The organism is Mycolicibacterium parafortuitum, assembly GCF_010725485.1.
Taxonomy (GTDB): domain Bacteria; phylum Actinomycetota; class Actinomycetes; order Mycobacteriales; family Mycobacteriaceae; genus Mycobacterium.
In genome coordinates, this window is the sequence record NZ_AP022598.1 from 385,113 (window position 1) to 402,363 (window position 17,251).

At 69.8% G+C, this 17,251-nt stretch carries 12 protein-coding genes; 10 read left to right on the forward strand and 2 right to left on the reverse strand.

The window, feature by feature from the left end:
• The first annotated feature begins 16 nt into the window (after positions 1-16).
• The 4 genes from NTM_RS01815 to NTM_RS01830 all read left to right on the forward strand — a co-directional run bounded on the left by NTM_RS01815 (position 17) and on the right by NTM_RS01830 (position 6,573).
• The gene (locus NTM_RS01815) at positions 17-1,363 is read left to right on the forward strand and encodes a trimethylamine monooxygenase (RefSeq protein WP_163765249.1); all 1,347 of its coding nucleotides are present in this window, start codon (positions 17-19) and stop codon (positions 1,361-1,363) included.
• 43 nt (positions 1,364-1,406) lie between these two features.
• On the forward strand, positions 1,407-4,130 hold the full coding sequence (locus tag NTM_RS01820; protein ID WP_163765250.1) for a cation-translocating P-type ATPase: 2,724 nt from the start codon (positions 1,407-1,409) through the stop codon (positions 4,128-4,130).
• A 74-nt stretch (positions 4,131-4,204) separates the two neighbouring features.
• A complete protein-coding gene (locus NTM_RS01825; RefSeq protein WP_163765251.1) occupies positions 4,205-5,380 on the forward strand; it encodes an LLM class flavin-dependent oxidoreductase in 1,176 nt (391 codons plus the stop codon).
• Positions 5,377-6,573 (forward strand): SfnB family sulfur acquisition oxidoreductase, encoded by a 1,197-nt coding sequence (locus tag NTM_RS01830; protein ID WP_163765252.1) that lies wholly within the window; start codon positions 5,377-5,379, stop codon positions 6,571-6,573. The genes NTM_RS01825 and NTM_RS01830 overlap by 4 nt, the downstream gene beginning before the upstream one ends.
• On the opposite strand, the gene NTM_RS01835 is transcribed toward NTM_RS01830, so the two are convergent.
• Positions 6,570-6,791, reverse strand: coding sequence for a hypothetical protein (locus NTM_RS01835; RefSeq protein WP_163764951.1), 222 nt, complete (start codon positions 6,789-6,791; stop codon positions 6,570-6,572). The two genes, NTM_RS01830 and NTM_RS01835, sit on opposite strands and share 4 nt — an antisense overlap.
• 162 nt (positions 6,792-6,953) lie before the next feature.
• Between NTM_RS01835 and NTM_RS01840 the strand changes: the two genes are divergently transcribed.
• From NTM_RS01840 to NTM_RS01860, 5 genes are all read left to right on the forward strand, one after another.
• Positions 6,954-7,709, forward strand: a complete 756-nt coding sequence (locus tag NTM_RS01840) for a M15 family metallopeptidase (protein ID WP_232079589.1) — start codon at positions 6,954-6,956, stop codon at positions 7,707-7,709.
• 162 nt (positions 7,710-7,871) lie between these two features.
• Positions 7,872-10,133 carry an MMPL family transporter gene (locus NTM_RS01845; protein WP_163769339.1) on the forward strand — a complete coding sequence of 754 codons (2,262 nt, stop codon included), beginning with the start codon at positions 7,872-7,874 and terminating at the stop codon, positions 10,131-10,133.
• Positions 10,130-11,197 (forward strand): type III polyketide synthase, encoded by a 1,068-nt coding sequence (locus NTM_RS01850; protein WP_163765253.1) that lies wholly within the window; start codon positions 10,130-10,132, stop codon positions 11,195-11,197. Before NTM_RS01845 ends, NTM_RS01850 begins: the two co-directional genes overlap by 4 nt.
• A 10-nt stretch (positions 11,198-11,207) precedes the next feature.
• Positions 11,208-11,714: an isoprenylcysteine carboxyl methyltransferase family protein gene (locus NTM_RS01855; RefSeq protein ID WP_163765254.1), complete on the forward strand. Its 507-nt coding sequence runs from the start codon at positions 11,208-11,210 to the stop codon at positions 11,712-11,714.
• Positions 11,711-12,733, forward strand: a complete 1,023-nt coding sequence (locus NTM_RS01860) for an NAD(P)/FAD-dependent oxidoreductase (RefSeq protein ID WP_163765255.1) — start codon at positions 11,711-11,713, stop codon at positions 12,731-12,733. The genes NTM_RS01855 and NTM_RS01860 overlap by 4 nt, the downstream gene beginning before the upstream one ends.
• Here the strand turns inward: NTM_RS01860 and NTM_RS01865 are convergent.
• A complete protein-coding gene (locus NTM_RS01865) occupies positions 12,662-14,551 on the reverse strand; it encodes a sensor domain-containing diguanylate cyclase (protein ID WP_163765256.1) in 1,890 nt (629 codons plus the stop codon). The two genes, NTM_RS01860 and NTM_RS01865, sit on opposite strands and share 72 nt — an antisense overlap.
• Before the next feature lie 160 nt (positions 14,552-14,711).
• On the opposite strand from NTM_RS01865, the gene NTM_RS01870 reads away from it, so the two are divergent.
• On the forward strand, positions 14,712-17,249 hold the full coding sequence (locus NTM_RS01870) for a glycogen/starch/alpha-glucan phosphorylase (protein WP_163765257.1): 2,538 nt from the start codon (positions 14,712-14,714) through the stop codon (positions 17,247-17,249).
• The last annotated feature ends 2 nt before the right edge of the window (positions 17,250-17,251 follow it).

Sequence of the window (17,251 nt, forward strand, 5' to 3'; positions counted from 1 at the left end):
CCCGAGGAGAGAGATGATGTCCCGTATCGCCGTGATCGGTGCAGGCCCGTGCGGCCTGGCGCAGCTGCACGCGTTCGAACAGGCTCGCCAGGACGGCATCGACGTCGGCGAGGTGGTGTGCTTCGAGAAGCAGAGCGACTGGGGTGGGCTGTGGAACTACACGTGGCGCACCGGAGTCGACGCGCACGGAGATCCGGTGCACGGCAGCATGTACCGCTATCTGTGGTCCAACGGCCCGAAGGAGTGCCTGGAGTTCTCCGACTACACCTTCGACGAACATTTCGGCGGGCCGATCCCGTCGTTCCCCCCGCGCGAGGTGTTGTTCGACTACATCGCCGGGCGTGCGAAGAAGAGCAACGTGCGCCAGTTCATCCGGTTCGACACCGCGGTGCGTGAGGTGACGTTCGACGACGCCGCCCAGACCTTCACGCTCACCGTCGAATCGTGGCAGGACGCCGAAACCACGGTCAGCACCGAGGTTTTCGACCACGTGATCGTCGCGACGGGACACTTCTCCACCCCGAACGTGCCGGAGTACCCGGGCTTCGCGACGTTCCCGGGACGGATCCTGCACTCCCACGACTTCCGCGACGCGGTCGAGTTCGCCGGCAAGAACCTGTTGATCCTGGGCAGCAGCTATTCGGCCGAGGACATCGCGCTGCAGTCGCGCAAGTATGGCGCCGCGTCGGTGACGATCTGCTACCGCAACGCGCCGATGGGGTTCGGCTGGCCGGACGGGATCAGCGAGGTGCCCGCGCTGTCGCACGTCGAGGGTCGCACCGCGCATTTCTGCGACGGCACCAGCCGCGACGTCGACGCGATCATCCTGTGCACCGGCTACCAGCACAACTTCCCGTTCCTGGATCCGGAGTTGCGGCTGGTCACCCCGAACAACCTCTACCCGGGCGGGCTGTACAAGGGCGTGGTGTGGACCGCGAACCCGAAGCTGCTCTACCTCGGGATGCAGGACCAGTTCTACACGTTCAACATGTTCGACGCGCAGGCCTTCGTGGCGCGCGACGTGGTGCTGGGCCGACTCGCGCTGCCGGACGCCGACGCGATGGCCGCCGACGTCGACGGGTGGCTGGCCAGGTACGCCGCGGTCGACAGCGTCGAGGGCCAGATCGACTTCCAGACCGACTACGTGCGCGACCTGATGGCGCTCACCGACTACCCGGACTTCGACCTGGACCTGGTCCGGCAGCACTTCGTCACCTGGGAGCACGACAAGGAGGAGAGCATCACCGGCTACCGGGACAAGTCGTTCGCATCGCCGTGCACCGGCACCGTCGGGCCGACGCCGCGCACCACCTGGTGGGACGAACTCGACGACAGCCTGGCCCGCTTCCTGAGCCGGGGCTAGCGGGCGGGTTGCGCCGCGGGCGGCACGGCGACAGCATCGGAGCATGACGCGCGAGGGAAACGTCTCCGAAGCCCGGCCGTCAAGCTCCGGGGACGGTGATTTCGCCGGCCTCGCCCACGCGCGCAGCCGGGTCGACATCCTCGCGGCGCTGCAGACCAGTGCGGACGGGCTCTCCTCTGCCGAGGCCGCCGCCCGGCTGGCCAGGACGGGCCCCAACCGGCTGCCCGCACCGCCGCACCGCTCACCGGTGAGGCTGTTCCTCGCGCAGTTCAACAACGTGTTGATCTACATCCTCGTCGCGGCCGCCGTCCTGAAGGCGATCCTCGGCGACTGGATCGACGCCGCGGTCATCGGTGCGGTCGCGATCATCAACAGCGTCGTCGGCTACCTGCAGGAGGGCAAGGCCGAGAGGGCACTCGACAGCATCCGCGAGATGCTGTCGGTGTCGGCCCGGGTGCTGCGCGACGGCCAGTGGACCAACGTCGACGCCGAAACCCTGGTACCCGGGGATGTGGTGCGGATCGGCTCCGGTGACCGTGTGCCGGCCGACCTGCGGCTGCTGGAGGTCAACAACCTGCGGGTCGAGGAATCGGCGCTGACCGGTGAGTCGGTGCCGACGGCCAAGGACGTCACCCATGTCGAATCCGACGCCGGCCTGGGCGACCGCACGTCGATGGTCTACTCGGGCACCATCGTGGCCGCGGGCACCGGCGTCGGTGTCGTCACCGCCACCGGCACCGCCACCGAGATCGGCCGCATCCAGACGATGATCTCCGAGGTCGAGAGGATCGACACGCCACTGACCCGCAAGCTGGAGCAGTTCGGCCGCCAGCTGTCGGTGCTGATCCTGGCGATGGCCGCGGCGATGCTGATCATCGGCAGGCTCATCCACCAGTTCACCATCGAGGAGCTCATCTCGGCGGCGATCGGATTCGCGGTGGCCGCGATCCCGGAGGGTCTGCCCGCCGTGGTGACCGTGACGCTGGCGCTCGGCGTGCAGCAGATGGCGCGGCGCAACGCGATCACCCGCAAACTGCCCGCCGTCGAGGCGCTGGGGTCGGTCACCGTGATCTGTTCGGACAAGACGGGGACGCTGACCCGCAACGAGATGACGGCCCGCACCGTGGTCACCGCCCGCCACGTCTACGACGTCACCGGCGCCGGCTACGCCCCGCACGGCGACATCGAGATCGACGGCGTCGCCGTCTCGCTGACCGACCACCCGGACCTGGGCGCACTCGTTCACGTGATGGCGCTGTGCAACGACGCCCGGCTCACCGAGGTCGACGGGCACTGGCGGGTGGTCGGGGAACCCACCGAGGGCGCGCTGCGCGCGCTGGCCCATAAGGCCGGGCTGGACACACCGATGCGCCGCGTCGCCGAGATCCCGTTCGATTCGGCGCACAAGTTCATGGTCACCCTCGACGAGGACCCCGACGGCGGGCGGTGGCTGCACGTGAAGGGCGCGCCGGACCGGCTGCTCGACCGGTCGGCCACCCAGCTGCGCGGCGGGGTCACCGAACCGCTGGACGCCACCTTCTGGCGCGCGCGCATCGACGAGCTCAGCCACCGGGGTCTGCGGGTGCTGGCCGCGGCGCGCCGCGCGCACCACGGCGGTGACGAGGTCGGCTTCGGCGAGGTCGAGGACGGCCTCGAGTTCCTCGGCGTGGTCGGCATCGTCGACCCACCCCGCCCCGAGGCGGTCGACGCGATCGCGAACTGCCACAGCGCCGGTATCCGGGTGAAGATGATCACCGGCGATCACGTCGGCACCGCGAAGGCCATCGCGCACGAGATGGGCATCGTCGAGAGCACCGAAGTTCGGGCCCTTACCGGCGCCGAGCTGCAGGCGATGAGTCAACCTCGACTGCGGGAGGCCGTCGGCGAGGTGGACGTCTACGCGCGGACCAGCCCGGAGCACAAGATCCGCATCGTCAGCGCGCTACAGGCCGAAGGCCAGGTGGTGGCGATGACGGGGGACGGTGTCAACGACGCACCGGCCCTGACCCGCGCCGACATCGGGGTGGCGATGGGGGTCAAGGGCACCGAGGCCACCAAAGAGGCGGCGGGCATCGTGCTGGCCGACGACAACTTCGCGACCATCGAACGAGCGGTCGAGGAGGGCCGCCGGATCTACGACAACATCCGCAAGTCGGTGTTGTTCCTGTTGCCCGCCAACGGTTCTCAGTCGCTGGTCATCCTCGTGGCGGTGTTGTTCGGGTTCGCGCTACCGCTGCAGCCCGTGCAGATCCTGTGGGTCAACCTGGTGACGGGCGTGACCCTGGCGCTGGCCCTGGTCTTCGAGAACGCCGAGGACGGGCTGATGTCGCGGCCGCCGCGACCGGCTGGCCAACCGGTGGTGCGTCTGGCGGACGTATCGATGATCGCGCTGGTGTCGGTGCTGGTCGCCGGTGCGGCGCTGGCCGTGTACTTCCTCGGGCTGACCGCCGGCTATTCGCTCCCGGTGGCGCAGACCGCGGCGGTGAACATGCTCGCGCTGGGGCAGCTGGCCTACCTGTTCAACTGCCGGTTCGTCAGCTCGACGAGCCTGCGCCCGGCGGTGCTGCGCGGCAATCCGTGGGTGTGGCGGATGGCTGCGGCGCTGGTGGTTCTGCAGCTGGTCTTCATCTACACGCCGTTCATGCACGCGTGGTTCCACTCCGCGCCGATCCCGATGCTGGGCTGGCTGGTCGGGCTGGCGTTCTCGGTGGTGATCTTCCTGGTGGTCGAGGCCGCCAAGGCCGTCGGGTTGCGTCTCGGCTTCTAGCCGCCACCTCGCGAGAAAAAGTCGCCGTGAGGTAAACCCGTGACTTGGCCGCCGGTGGGGGGCACTATCCCGCGGTGACCCACGCGATCAAGCTGCACTGGTTCCTTCCGACCTACGGCGACAGCCGGCTCATCGTCGGAGGCGGGCACGGCACCCCGGTCGGCGCGGCGCACGGCGATCGGGACGCGTCCATCGACTACCTCGCCTCGATCGTGCGGGCCGCCGAGACATTCGGCTTCACCGGTGCGCTGATCCCGACCGGGGCCTGGTGCGAGGACGCGTTCATCACCGCGGCGCTGCTGGCGCGGGAGACGACGTCGCTCGGGTTCCTGGTCGCATTCCGTCCCGGCCTGGTCAGCCCGACACTGTCGGCGCAGATGGCCGCGACGTTCGCCCGACACGCGCCGGGGCGGATCCTGCTCAACGTCGTGGTCGGCGGCGAGGCGCACGAGCAGCGCGCGTTCGGCGATCATCTCGACAAGGACGGCCGCTACGCGCGCGCCGACGAATTCCTCGACGTGGTGCGCCGGCTGTGGGACGGGCAGACGGTGTCGTTGGACGGCGAGCACATCCAGGTCGAGGACGCCTCGCTGGCGACGCTGCCGAATCCGGTGCCGCCGTTGTACTTCGGCGGCAGTTCGGCCGCCGCGGGTCCGGTCGCGGCGCGCCACGCCGACGTGTACCTCACCTGGGGGGAGCCACCGGCCGCGGTGGCCGAGAAGGTGGACTGGATCCGGCGGGCGGCGGCCGCGGAGGGCAGGCAGGTGCGGTTCGGTATCCGGCTGCACGTGATCACCCGCGACACCGCCGACGCGGCGTGGGCCGAGGCCGACCGGCTCGTCGGCGCGCTCGACGAGCAGACCGTACGCACGGCGCAGGAAGGCTTGAGCCGCAGCCAATCCGAGGGTCAGAAGCGGATGCTCGCGCTGCACGAGGCGCACCGCGAGAACGGCAGCTGGCACGACGCCCGCTCACTGGAGGTCGCACCGAACCTGTGGGCCGGGGTCGGCCTGGTGCGCGGCGGCGCGGGCACCGCGCTGGTGGGCAGTCACACCGAGGTCGCCGAGCGGATCGCCGAGTACGTCGAGGTCGGCATCGACGAGTTCATCTTCTCCGGCTATCCACATCTGGAGGAGCTCTACTGGCTCGGCGAGGGTGTGGTCCCGCTGCTGCGCGAGCGCGGGCTGTTCGACGCTGATGTGAGATCCGGTGCGCCGGCGTCGATCCCGTTTGTCGGAGCACCCCGGTGACACCGGCGTCGGCGGACGAGGCACTCGCCGTCGCCCGTGATCTGGCCGCTGGATTCGCCGTCGACGCCGCGACCCGCGACGCCGACCGCGAGTTGCCGCACGATCAGATCAAGGCGCTCAAGGAATCCGGACTGCTGGCGCTGTCGGTGCCGCGCGAGTACGGCGGTCTCGACGTGTCCGCGACGGTGCTGGCCGAGGTGTTCCGATTGTTCGCGCACGCCGACCCGTCGTTGTCACAGATTCCGCACTCGCACTTCGTTTTTCTGGAGGCGCTGCGGCTGCAGGGCTCCCCCGACCAGCAGCGGATCTTCTATCGGCGGGTAATCGACGGCGCGCTGCTGGCCAACGCGCAGTCCGAACGTGGGCCGCACACCGTCGACGTCGACACCACCAGGCTGGTCCGCGGCGCCGACGGCTACACGCTGACGGGCCGCAAGTTCTACTCGACGGGCGCGTTGTTCGCCGACTGGGTGGTGGTGCGCGCCTCCCTGTGTGACGGATCCGGTGCGGTGCCGACGAACAAGACACCGAAGGCCGTCGCGTTCGTGCCGCGCGAGGCGGCCGGCCTCGACATCGTCGACGACTGGGACGGCATGGGGCAGCGCACCACTGCGTCCGGGACGGTGACCCTCGACGGTGTCGCGGTAGCCGCCGAGCAGGTGGTGCCGTTCTCGCCGATCTTCACGGTGCCGACCACCTACGGGGCGCGGGCGCAGCTGTGGCATGCCGCGATCGACGTCGGTATCGCGACCGGCGCGCTGGAGGCCGGTGTCGCGCAGGTCGCGAAGGCCCGGCCGCACTTCGAGGCGGCGGTGACGGCGGCGGTCGACGACCCGACGCTGATCTCGGTCGCCGGGGAGCTGACGGTCACGGTGCGCGCAGCGCAGGCCCTGCTGGCCGAGGCGGCGCGCACGCTGGACGCGGCCACGGCGGAACTGACGGAGGATTCGGCGGCCGAGGCCTCGATCGCGGTCGCGGCGGCCAAGGTCGCGGCGGTGCGGGCGTGCCTGGAGGCCTCGACGTCGCTGTTCGAGTTGGGCGGCACCCGCAGCGCGGGCGCCTCGGCCAACCTGTCGCGGTACTGGCGGGACGCGCGGACGCACACGCTGCACGACCCGACGCGGTGGAAGGTGCAGCACATCGGCCGGTACACGCTCTCCGGTACCCGGCCGCCCCGGCACGGCCAGATCTAGCAGGCGACCCCGGCGAAGACGGCGCCGGTGACCAGCGCGATCACCAGCGCGAGCGTGGGCATACCGCTGAACAGCGCGACCACCACACCGGCGATCGCGGCGATCAGCAGCATCATCATCAAGAACGCCAGCGCCCAGTTGACCTGCCCGGACGGGTGCCCGGCGCGGGGCGAGTCGACAGGCTGCGGGACCATTGCGCTGTCACCGATTCCAACCATGACACGTCCTCTCTGTGATGACGGACACAATATAACCTGACGATGGCGTAAGTCACACCGAGGATCGCCATGTTGTGATGTAACCGTCAATTTCGAAAGCCCAACTAACAGAATCGATTAGGGCCACTAACCACGAATCCGGGCGTTGGTAGCTTGGCGACCGTGAGGATCGGACGCCCCTTCGCGTCGGTGCCGGCGGCGGCACTCGCGGCGGCCCTGCTGGTGTCGTGCACGCCGGCGCCCGAGTCGCCCCGCCCGGCTCAACCGGCCTCCCGATCCGCCGCCGAACCCGCCCCGCTCCCGCCGGAGACGATCCGCCGCCTCACCCCAGTGCCGGACAAAACAGTGCCGGACCCCGCCCCGCGGCCCGCGGTCCATCCGGTCACCGCCGCCGAACTCGGGGACACCTGGCGGCCTGGCTGCCCGGCCGGCCCGGACGAGCTTCGGCGCGTCGAACTCGACTACTGGGGTTTCGACGGCCAGACCCACCGCGGCGAGCTGGTGGTACACCGCGACCTCACCGACGAGGTCATCGAGGTGTTCGCGGCGCTGCACGAGCTGCGCTATCCGATCGAACGGATGCGCACCGTCGCGGCCTATCCGGGCGGTGACGACGAGTTGTCGATGCGCGACAACAACACCTCGGCGTTCAACTGCCGCGGCATCCCGGGCTCGAGCAGCTGGTCGTGGCATGCGTACGGCCGCGCGATCGACGTCAACCCGAAACTCAACCCGTATGTCCCGGCCGGCGGCGCCTACGAACCGGCCAACGCCGGTCCGTGGGTCGACCGCGCCCGCACCGACCCCGGCATGCTGCGCGACGGGGACCCCGCGGTGACGGCGTTCACCGACCGCGGCTGGGGTTGGGGCGGGCACTGGCGCAGCCCGCTGGACTATCAGCACTTCGAAATGCCCTAGATCCGCGCCCCATATCGACGATCATGTCAATAGACGGCCCCGTGCCGTCGCCATGAAGGACGCCACGACGGCGCGACCGCGCGTCAGCGCGCGAAGGTGAACCTCCGCGGGAGGTACTCCGTGTCGTTCAATAAAGCATCCTTCTCTCGGACGGAGACTGCGCTGCTCGATCGGATCGCCCTCTGGGCCCTCTCCGCGCCACGGCGCATCCTTCTCGCCGCGGCGATACTGACCGCCGCGATGGCGGTCTTCGGCCTGCCCGTCGCCAAGGACCTGTCGCCGAGCGGATTCTCCGACCCGGGTTCACAGTCCGCGCACGCCGCGAGTCTGCTGACCGACAAGTTCGGCCAGGGCGACGTCCAGATGCTGATCGTGGTGTCGTCCCCCGACGGGATCGACGCTCCCGCGGTGCACGACGTCGGCACCGGCATCGTCGAGGACCTCAAGGCCGACCCGCACGTCGCAGAGGTGTCCTCGCCGTGGTCGGCGCCGCCGGCCGGAGCCGCCGACCTGGTCAGCCGCGACCGCACCGCGGCCCTGATCGTCGCCGGGATCACCGGCACCGAAGCCCAGCAACAGACCTACGCCAAGGAGATCTCCGACCGGGTCACCCGCGACCGGGACGGCATCGTGGTGCGCACCGGCGGAACCGCGATGGTCAACGTGCAGATCACCGAACAGTCCCAGCGCGATCTGCTGGTGATGGAGGGGTTGGCCATCCCGCTGAGCTTCCTGGTGCTGGTCTGGGTGTTCGGCGGCCTGGTCGCGGCCGCGCTACCGGTCGCCATCGGCGGGATGGCGATCGTCGGCGCCATGGCGGTGCTGCGGCTGGTCACCTACGCCACCGACGTGTCGATCTTCGCGCTGAACCTGGCCACCGCGATGGGGCTGGCGCTGGCCATCGACTACACCCTGCTGATCCTGTCGCGCTACCGCGACGAACTGGCCGCCGGCGCGGCGCGCCCGGAGGCGATCCGGCGCACGATGACGACCGCGGGCCGCACGGTGATCTTCTCGGCGACGACGGTCGCGCTGTCGATGTCGGCCATGGTGCTGTTCCCGATGCACTTCCTCAAATCGTTCGCCTACGCCGGGGTGGCCACGGTCGCGTTCGCGGCCGCCTCGGCGGTCATCGTCACCCCCGCCGCGCTCGCGCTGCTCGGTGACCGGGTGAACTCCCTCGACGTGCACAAGCTGGCCCGCCGCGTGCTGCGCAGGCCCGACCCGCGACCGGTGCCGGTCGAGCAGCGGTTCTGGTACCGCTGCGCCAGGTCGGTGATGCGCCGCGCGTTGCCGCTCGGCCTCGCCGTGGTGACCCTGCTGCTGGTGCTCGGCGTCCCGTTCCTGGGGGTGAAATGGGGCTTCCCCGACGACCGGGTGTTGCCCGCGTCGGCGTCGGCACATCAGGTCGGCGATCAGCTGCGCACCGAATTCGCCGACAACACCGACACCAATGTCACCGTCGTGGTGCCCGACGCGGCCGGGCTGACCCCGGAGGACCTGTCCACCTACGCCGCCGAACTGTCCCGGGTGCCCGACGTTCCGGCGGTGTCGGCGCCGACGGGCACGTTCGTCGACGGCGCCCAGGCCGGGCCGCCGTCCGCGCCGGCCGGTGAACGCGACGGCAGCGTGTTCCTGACCGTCACGAGCTCGGCACCGCTGTTCTCCGACGCGTCGGAGGTCCAGCTCGACCGATTGCATGCCGTACCGGGCCCGGGTGGGCGCGACGTCCAGATGACCGGCACCGCGCAGATCAATCGCGACAGCGTCGACGCGATCACCTCGAAGATGCCGCTGGTGCTCGGGCTGATCGCGGTGATCATGTTCGTGCTGCTGTTCCTGCTCACCGGTAGCGTCGTCGTACCGATCAAAGCCCTTGTGCTGAACATGCTTTCGCTGACCGCCGCGTTCGGCGCGCTGGTGTGGATCTTCCAGGACGGCCACCTGGCCGGGCTCGGGACCACCTCCACCGGCACGCTGGTGGCCAACATGCCGGTGCTGTTGTTCTGCATCGCGTTCGGCTTGTCGATGGACTACGAGGTCTTCCTGGTGGCGCGCATCCGCGAGTTCCGTAACTACGGCCACGACAACGACGAGGCGGTGGCCCTCGGCATCGCCCACACCGGACGCATCATCACCGCCGCGGCACTGATCATGTCGATCAGTTTCGCCGCGTTGATCGCCGCCCACGTGTCGTTCATGCGGATGTTCGGCCTCGGTCTGACCCTGGCCGTCCTCGTCGACGCGACGCTGGTGCGGATGGTGCTCGTCCCGGCGTTCATGCACCTGATGGGCGGCGTGAACTGGTGGGCGCCAGCATTTCTCAAACGTGTGCACGAACGCCTCGGCTTCACCGAAGAGCCCAGCCTCAAGACTCCCGCCAACACCGCCACAACTGAACAGACAGAGCAGGTCGTCACATGAGCACCAGTGTCATCGCGGGCGTCCAAGGCGCCCTGCCCCCGCACAGATACACCCAGGTCGAGGTCACCGAGGCCTTCCTCGCCGTGCCCGCGTTCGCCGGTGTCGGCGACGTGCTGCGCAGCCTGCACACCAACGCCAAGGTCGACGCCCGCCATCTGGTGCTGCCGCTGGAGCAGTATCCCGACCTGCTCGATTTCGGCGCGGCGAACGACCTGTACATCGAGCACGCCGTCGAACTCGGCTGCGCGGCACTGACCGCCGCGCTCGACGAGGCCGGCCTGGCGCCGGCCGATCTCGACATGATCATGACGACGACGGTCACCGGGATCGCGGTGCCGTCGCTGGACGCCCGCATCGCCGGCCGGCTCGGGCTGCGGCCCGACATCAAACGGATCCCGTTGTTCGGTCTCGGATGTGTGGCGGGTGCGGCGGGCATCGCCCGCATGCACGACTACCTGCGCGGTGCACCCGGTCAGGTGGCCGCGCTGGTCTCGGTCGAGCTGTGCTCGCTGACCCGCCCGGCACTGGAGCCGACGATCGGCAGCCTGGTCGGCAGCGCGCTGTTCGGCGATGGCGCGGCAGCGGTGATCGCGGTCGGGCAGCAGCGGGCGGACACCCTGGGCGCGGAAGGTCCCGAGGTGCTCGACACGCGCAGCCGGATGTATCCCGATTCCCTCGACATCATGGGCTGGTCGGTGAACCACAACGGCTTCCAGCTGATCCTGTCACCGGATCTGCCCGAGCTGATCGAACGCTATCTCCCCGACGACATGGCCGGTTTTCTCGGCGACCATGACCTCGCCGTCGGCGACATCGCGACCTGGATCTCGCATCCGGGCGGCCCGAAGGTGATGGAGGCGATCACCGCGGCACTGCATCTCGGCGACGACGCGCTGGAACTGTCCTGGCGCTCGCTCGCCGAGGTCGGCAACCTCTCGTCGTCGTCGGTGCTGCACATCCTGCGCGACACCCGCGCCAAGAATCCCCCGCCCGGTGGGCCCGGGCTGCTGATGGCGATGGGGCCGGGCTTCTGCTCCGAGCTGGTCCTGCTGCGGTGGCGGTGAGGAACCGGCCATGCTCGCTTACACCCTGCTGATCGCCGCGGTCGCGGTCGAACGCGTCGCCGAACTCGTCGTCTCGCAACGCAACCTGAAGTGGAGCCGGGCGCACGGCGGCGTCGAGTTCGGCGCGGGCCACTACCCCGTCATGGTGGTGCTGCACACCGGGCTGCTGGTCGGTTGCCTCGTCGAGGCCGCGCACCGCGAGTTCATCCCGGCATTGGGCTGGTCGATGTTCGCCGTCGCGGTGGCCGCCCAGATCCTGCGCTGGTGGTGCATCACGACGCTCGGGCACCAGTGGAACACCCGCGTCGTCGTGGTCCCGAACGCCGGGCGCGTCACCCGCGGGCCGTACCGCTTGTTCTCGCACCCGAACTACGTCGCGGTCGTCGCCGAGGGCATCGCGCTGCCGCTGGTGCACTCCGCGTGGATCACCGCGCTGGTGTTCACCGCCGCGAACGCGGTGCTGCTGTGGGTGCGGATCTCGGTGGAGAACAAGGCGCTCGAATCGCTGACGCCATGATCGACCTGGTGGTGGCCGGGGGCGGACCCGCGGGTCTGGCCACCGCGGTGCACGCCGCCAGGGCCGGTCTGCAGACCGTCGTCATCGAGAAGCGCACCGGCCCGATCGACAAGGCGTGCGGGGAGGGGTTGATGCCGCACGCGGTGCGCCACCTCGACGCGCTCGGCGCGCAGCCGTCCGGGCGGGCGCTGCGCGGCATCTCCTACTTCGACCGCGGCCACGCCGTCACCGCGCCGTTCGCCGCGGGCGGCGGGCTCGGGGTACGTCGCACGACGCTGCACGCGGCGCTGCTCACCGAGGCCGAACGCGCGGGCGTGAAACTCGTGCACGCCAAGGCGGGCCCGGTGACCCAGGACGCGGACTCGGTGAGCGTCAACGGGATCCGCGCCCGCTACCTGGCCGCCGCCGACGGCCTGCACTCCCCGATCCGGTCCGCGCTGGGACTGGAGCTGCCCGCGTCCGGGCCCCGGCGCTGGGGGTTGAAGCGCCATTTCGCGGTCGCGCCGTGGAGCGACTTCGTCGAGGTGTACTGGTCCGATGTGCCCGGCGCCGGGGAGGCGTACGTGACCCCGGTGGCCGACGACTGCGTCGGCATCGCGATCCTGACCTCGCGGCGCGGCGGGTTCGACCAGCACCTCGACGCATTCCCGGCGCTGCGGGAGCGGCTCGCCGGGCTGGCCCACGAAGCCGACCACGCTGCGGGTCCGCTGCGGCAGCGGGTGCGCGGCCGCGTCGCGGGCCGGGTGCTGCTGGTCGGCGATGCGGCCGGCTACGTCGACGCGCTGACCGGCGAGGGGCTCGGGTTGTCGTTCGCCGCGGCCCGGCTGCTCGTCGACTGTGTGACCGCCGACCGGCCCGCCGACTACGAGGCGCAGTGGCGCCGCGCCACCCGGCGCTACCGGTTGATCACCGCGGCGATGCTGGGCGTCTGCACCTCGCCGCTGCGGTCATTCGTCGTACCCGCGGCCAGCGGCCTCCCGCGGGTGTTCGCCGGCGTGGTCAACCTGATCGGCGACTGACCGGTCGGCGTAGATCGAGATCGCGTTGCGGCCCCGCGCCTTGGCGGCGTACAGCGCCCGGTCGGCACGGTCGAGCAGGTCGGCCACCACCGCCTCCGGGTCGGTGTCCGCGGTGCGCCACGGCCGCAGCGTCGCGACGCCGACACTGATGGTCACCCTCCCAGAGTCCGAACCCAGGTGCGGGATGTTGAGCGCCCGGATCGCGGCGGCCAGCCCGTCGGCGAACTCGTGCGGCGCATCGCAGCCGGACAGCACCACCGCGAACTCCTCACCGCCGTAGCGCGCGGGCACGCACACCTCGGGGTCGGCGAGGTTCTGCAGCACGTCGGCGACGCGGCGCAGGCAGACGTCGCCGGCCTGGTGGCCGTAGAGGTCGTTGAACGACTTGAAGTGGTCCAGGTCGACGAACAGCGCGGTGACCTGTTCACCGTCCGCGCGGGCACGCGACCAGATCTCGGCGGCCCGCTGCGCCAGGCCGCGCCGGTTGGCCAGCCCGGTCAGCGGGTCGGTGTTGGCCATGTCGGTCAGCGAGTCCTGCACCTCGCGTTCCAGGGTCACATCGCGCAGCACCGCGACGGTCAGCCCGTCGGGAGTGCGCCTGCTGTGCACGACGTACCAGCCCCACTCGCCGTCGCGCTTGCGGATCCGGAACGGCGCCGACGGCCCCGTCTCGGCGGTCTCGGGGAAACCGGCGCGGCTGGCCTGGTCGTCGGGATGCACCTGCGCCAGCCACGCCTCCTTGGTCAGGGGACCGTCCGGCAGGTCGAGGATTTCGTGACCGGGTGAGGCGCGGCGCAACACGTTGCCGTCGCCGTCGACCACGATCACCACGTCACCGGTCAGCTCGGCGACCAGTTCGTAGGCCTGGTAGCTGGCGTTGTCGAGCACGGCCAGCCGCGTCCGGTCCTCCAGCGCGGCCGCGACCAGCACCACCATCGTGAACGCGCCGAGCACGAACACCTGGGCCGAGATCATCGCCTGGCCGGGGGTGTCCAACGACTCGGCGAACGGACCGTAGCCGGCGAACGTGGTGCCCAGCACCAGCGACGCGCCGACGGCCATCTCGGCGAACGCCGCCGCGATCCCGGACCGGATCAGCACCAGCAGCGCGGGCAGCCCGGTCAGGAACACCAGCACGAAGCTGGTCTCGGTGGCCGAGGCCACGCACATCCCGACGGTCGCGGCGGTCATCGCCGCGAACCACAGCACCTCGCTCCAGCTGTGCCTGCGCAGGTAGTGGTCCCAGCGCAGCAGCAGCGGCACCAGGAACGCGACGCCGACGGCCTCGGTCAGGTACCACGCCGTCGCCGCATGGAGCAGACCGTGCGAGGTCAGCGGGATCTCGTCGTTGAGGACCAGCCCGGCGATCCCGATCGGGGCGGCTAGCAACGGCGCCAGCAGCACCCCGAACACCAGGAACCGTTGCCAGCCGCCCAGCGAGTCGGTGCGCCCGCTGACCCAGTCCTGGTCGCGGTGCAACAGTGCCGCGGCGAACACCGCCGTCGCCATCGTCGACAGCACGCCGAGCTCGGGGGTCAGGTCGAACACGGCGCGCGCCGGGATGATCTGGACGGCGGCGAGCGCGGCCAGGTACACCGGCCACTGCCTGCGCGGTGCGGTCAGCAGCGCGACCAGTTGCGGTGCGACCGCCGGCCATGCCATCGCATACGACCAGTGCTCGGTGTAGACGAGGCCGCGCACCAGCAGGCACAGCGCGCCGACGGCGAGCGTCCAGCCGATCAGCCGCCACAGGGGCGGGACGGCACCACCGGGGTCGTCCGCGCTGCGCGCGTCCCCTCGGTCCGCTCCCCTACCCACCCCGACAGTCAACCGCGTCAATATTCGACTCGGCAACCGCACCACGCCGGGCCGGGCCTCGCGCCGTTCACATTCCTGACGCGGTACGGAAACGCTGGGACGCCACAATGACGCGTCCGTACTAGTTTCGACAGTCCAGGCCGCCGACAAAGGAGAACCCGTGACCGATGTCGTGAACCCTGCAGTGGTGAACCCTGCCAGCAGCTCCGTCGAGATCAACGGCACCCCGGTCGGGCCGACGGGTCAGACCCGGTCGGGCATGACGGCCGACGCGCTGCGCGCCGCGGTCAAGGACCACCTGGTGTACTCGATCGCGCGCCCGGCTGCCGCGCTGACCCCGGAGCATTACTACCGCGCGCTGTCGCTGGCCGTGCGCGACCGGATGCAGAAGCGCTGGATGGCCACCACCCAGGACTGGCTCGACCTGTCGGCGAAGGTCACCTGCTATCTGTCGGCAGAGTTCCTGATGGGTCCGCAGCTGGGTAACAATCTGCTCAACCTCGGCATCGAGAAACAAGCGCGCGAGGCCCTCTCCGACCTCGGCCAGGACATGGACGAGATCTTGGCCTGCGAGGGCGAGCCGGGGCTGGGCAACGGCGGGCTCGGCCGGCTGGCGGCGTGCTACCTGGACTCGCTGGCGACGCTGGAGCGGCCGTCGATCGGCTACGGCATCCGCTACGAGTTCGGCATCTTCCGGCAGGAGATCGTCGACGGCTGGCAGGTCGAGAAGACCGACAACTGGCTCGTGCACGGCAACCCGTGGGAGATCGACAAGCCGGACGCCAACTATGTCGTCAACTGGGGCGGCCACACCGAACAGTACGAGGACGTGACCGGCAAGCTGCGGGTGCGCTGGGTGCCGCAGCGGGTGCTGCAGGGCATCTCCTACGACACCCCGGTGCAGGGCTACGGCGTGAACACGTGCAACACCCTGACGTTGTGGAGCGCGCGGGCGGTGGAGTCGTTCGCGCTGGAGGCGTTCAACACCGGCGACTTCTACAAGGCCGTCGACGAGGAGGTCGTCTCCGAGACGGTCTCGAAGGTGCTCTACCCCAACGACGAGCCCGAGGCCGGGAAGCGGCTGCGGCTGCTGCAGCAGTACTTCTTCGTGACGTGCTCGCTGCAGGACATCCTCAACATCCACCTGCGGCGCGCGCACCTGCCGCTGCACACACTGCCGGACAAGTGGGCGATCCAGCTCAACGACACCCACCCGTCGATCGCGGTCGCCGAGCTGATGCGGCTGCTGATCGACGAGCACCAGCTGGCGTGGGACGACGCCTGGGATCTGACGGTGCGCACGTTCGGCTACACCAACCACACGTTGCTGCCCGAGGCGCTGGAGACCTGGCCGCTGGGCATGTTCGGCGAGGCGCTGCCGCGGCATCTGGAGTTGATCTACGAGATCAACGAACGTTTCCTCGACGAGGTGCGGGAGCGTTTCCCCGGCGACGACGACCGGGTGCGCCGGATGTCGCTGATCGGTGAGGACGGCGGCAAGCGGGTGCGGATGGCGCATCTGGCGACCGTCGGCAGCCACGCCGTCAACGGTGTCGCGGCGCTGCACTCGGAGCTGCTGAAAAGCAGTGTGCTCAAAGACTTCTACGATCTGTGGCCGGAGAAGTTCGGCAACGTGACCAACGGGGTGACGCCGCGGCGGTTCCTCGCGCTGTCCAATCCGGGGCTGCGCAGCCTGCTCGACGACACGATCGGGCCGGGCTGGCTGACCGACCTGGGACGCCTGCACGGGCTGGAGTCGTTCGTCGACGACCCGGCGTTCCGGGCCCGGTGGCGGGAGGTCAAGCGCGCCAACAAGGCCCGGCTCGCCGAGTACGTGCATTCGGCCACCGGCATCGAACTGGACCCGACGTGGATGTTCGACGTGCAGGTCAAGCGGATCCACGAGTACAAGCGTCAGCACCTGATGGTGCTGCACATCATCGCGCTGTACCGGCGGCTGAAGACCAATCCGGGGCTGACGATCCCGCCGCGGGCGTTCATCTTCGGCGGCAAGGCCGCACCCGGTTACTTCATGGCCAAGCGGATCATCAAGCTCATCACCGCGGTCGGCGAGACCATCAACGCCGACCCCGAGGTCAACCGCTGCATGAAAGTGGTGTTCCTGCCGAACTTCAACGTCAAGAACGCCCATCTGGTGTATCCGGCGGCGAACCTGTCCGAGCAGATCTCCACGGCGGGCAAGGAGGCTTCGGGCACCGGGAACATGAAGTTCATGATCAACGGCGCGCTGACGATCGGCACGCTCGACGGCGCCAACGTCGAGATCCGCCAGGAGGCCGGTGCCGAGAACTTCTTCCTGTTCGGGCTCACCGAGGGTCAGGTCGAACGGGTCAAGGCCGAGGGCTACCGTCCGGTGAGCTACATCGAGCGAGACCCGGAACTGGCCGGCGTGCTGGAGTTGATCGCGTGCGGTGAGTTCACCCACGGCGACACCGAGGTGCTGCGCCCGATCGTCGACAACCTGGTCCACGACGACCCGTTCCTGGTGCTGGCCGACTACCGCTCGTACGTGGACTGTCAGGACGAGGTGTCGCGGGCGTGGCTGGATCTCGACTCGTGGTCGCGGATGTCAATCCGCAATACCGCGCGCAGCGGCAAGTTCTCGTCCGACCGCGCCATCCGGGAGTACTGCGACGAGATCTGGGGTGTCCGGCCGATGTCGGTCGAGCTGGACTGATT

Excerpts from the sequence above, each read along its gene's own strand:
- NTM_RS01860 (WP_163765255.1), top strand. The coding sequence starts at position 11,711 with ATGATCGACCTGGTGGTGGCCGGGGGCGGACCCGCGGGTCTGGCCACC.
- NTM_RS01815 (WP_163765249.1), top strand. The coding sequence starts at position 17 with ATGTCCCGTATCGCCGTGATCGGTGCAGGCCCGTGCGGCCTGGCGCAG.
- NTM_RS01820 (WP_163765250.1), top strand. The coding sequence starts at position 1,407 with ATGACGCGCGAGGGAAACGTCTCCGAAGCCCGGCCGTCAAGCTCCGGG.
- NTM_RS01850 (WP_163765253.1), top strand. The coding sequence starts at position 10,130 with ATGAGCACCAGTGTCATCGCGGGCGTCCAAGGCGCCCTGCCCCCGCAC.
- NTM_RS01835 (WP_163764951.1), bottom strand. The coding sequence starts at position 6,791 with ATGGTTGGAATCGGTGACAGCGCAATGGTCCCGCAGCCTGTCGACTCG.
- NTM_RS01855 (WP_163765254.1), top strand. The coding sequence starts at position 11,208 with ATGCTCGCTTACACCCTGCTGATCGCCGCGGTCGCGGTCGAACGCGTC.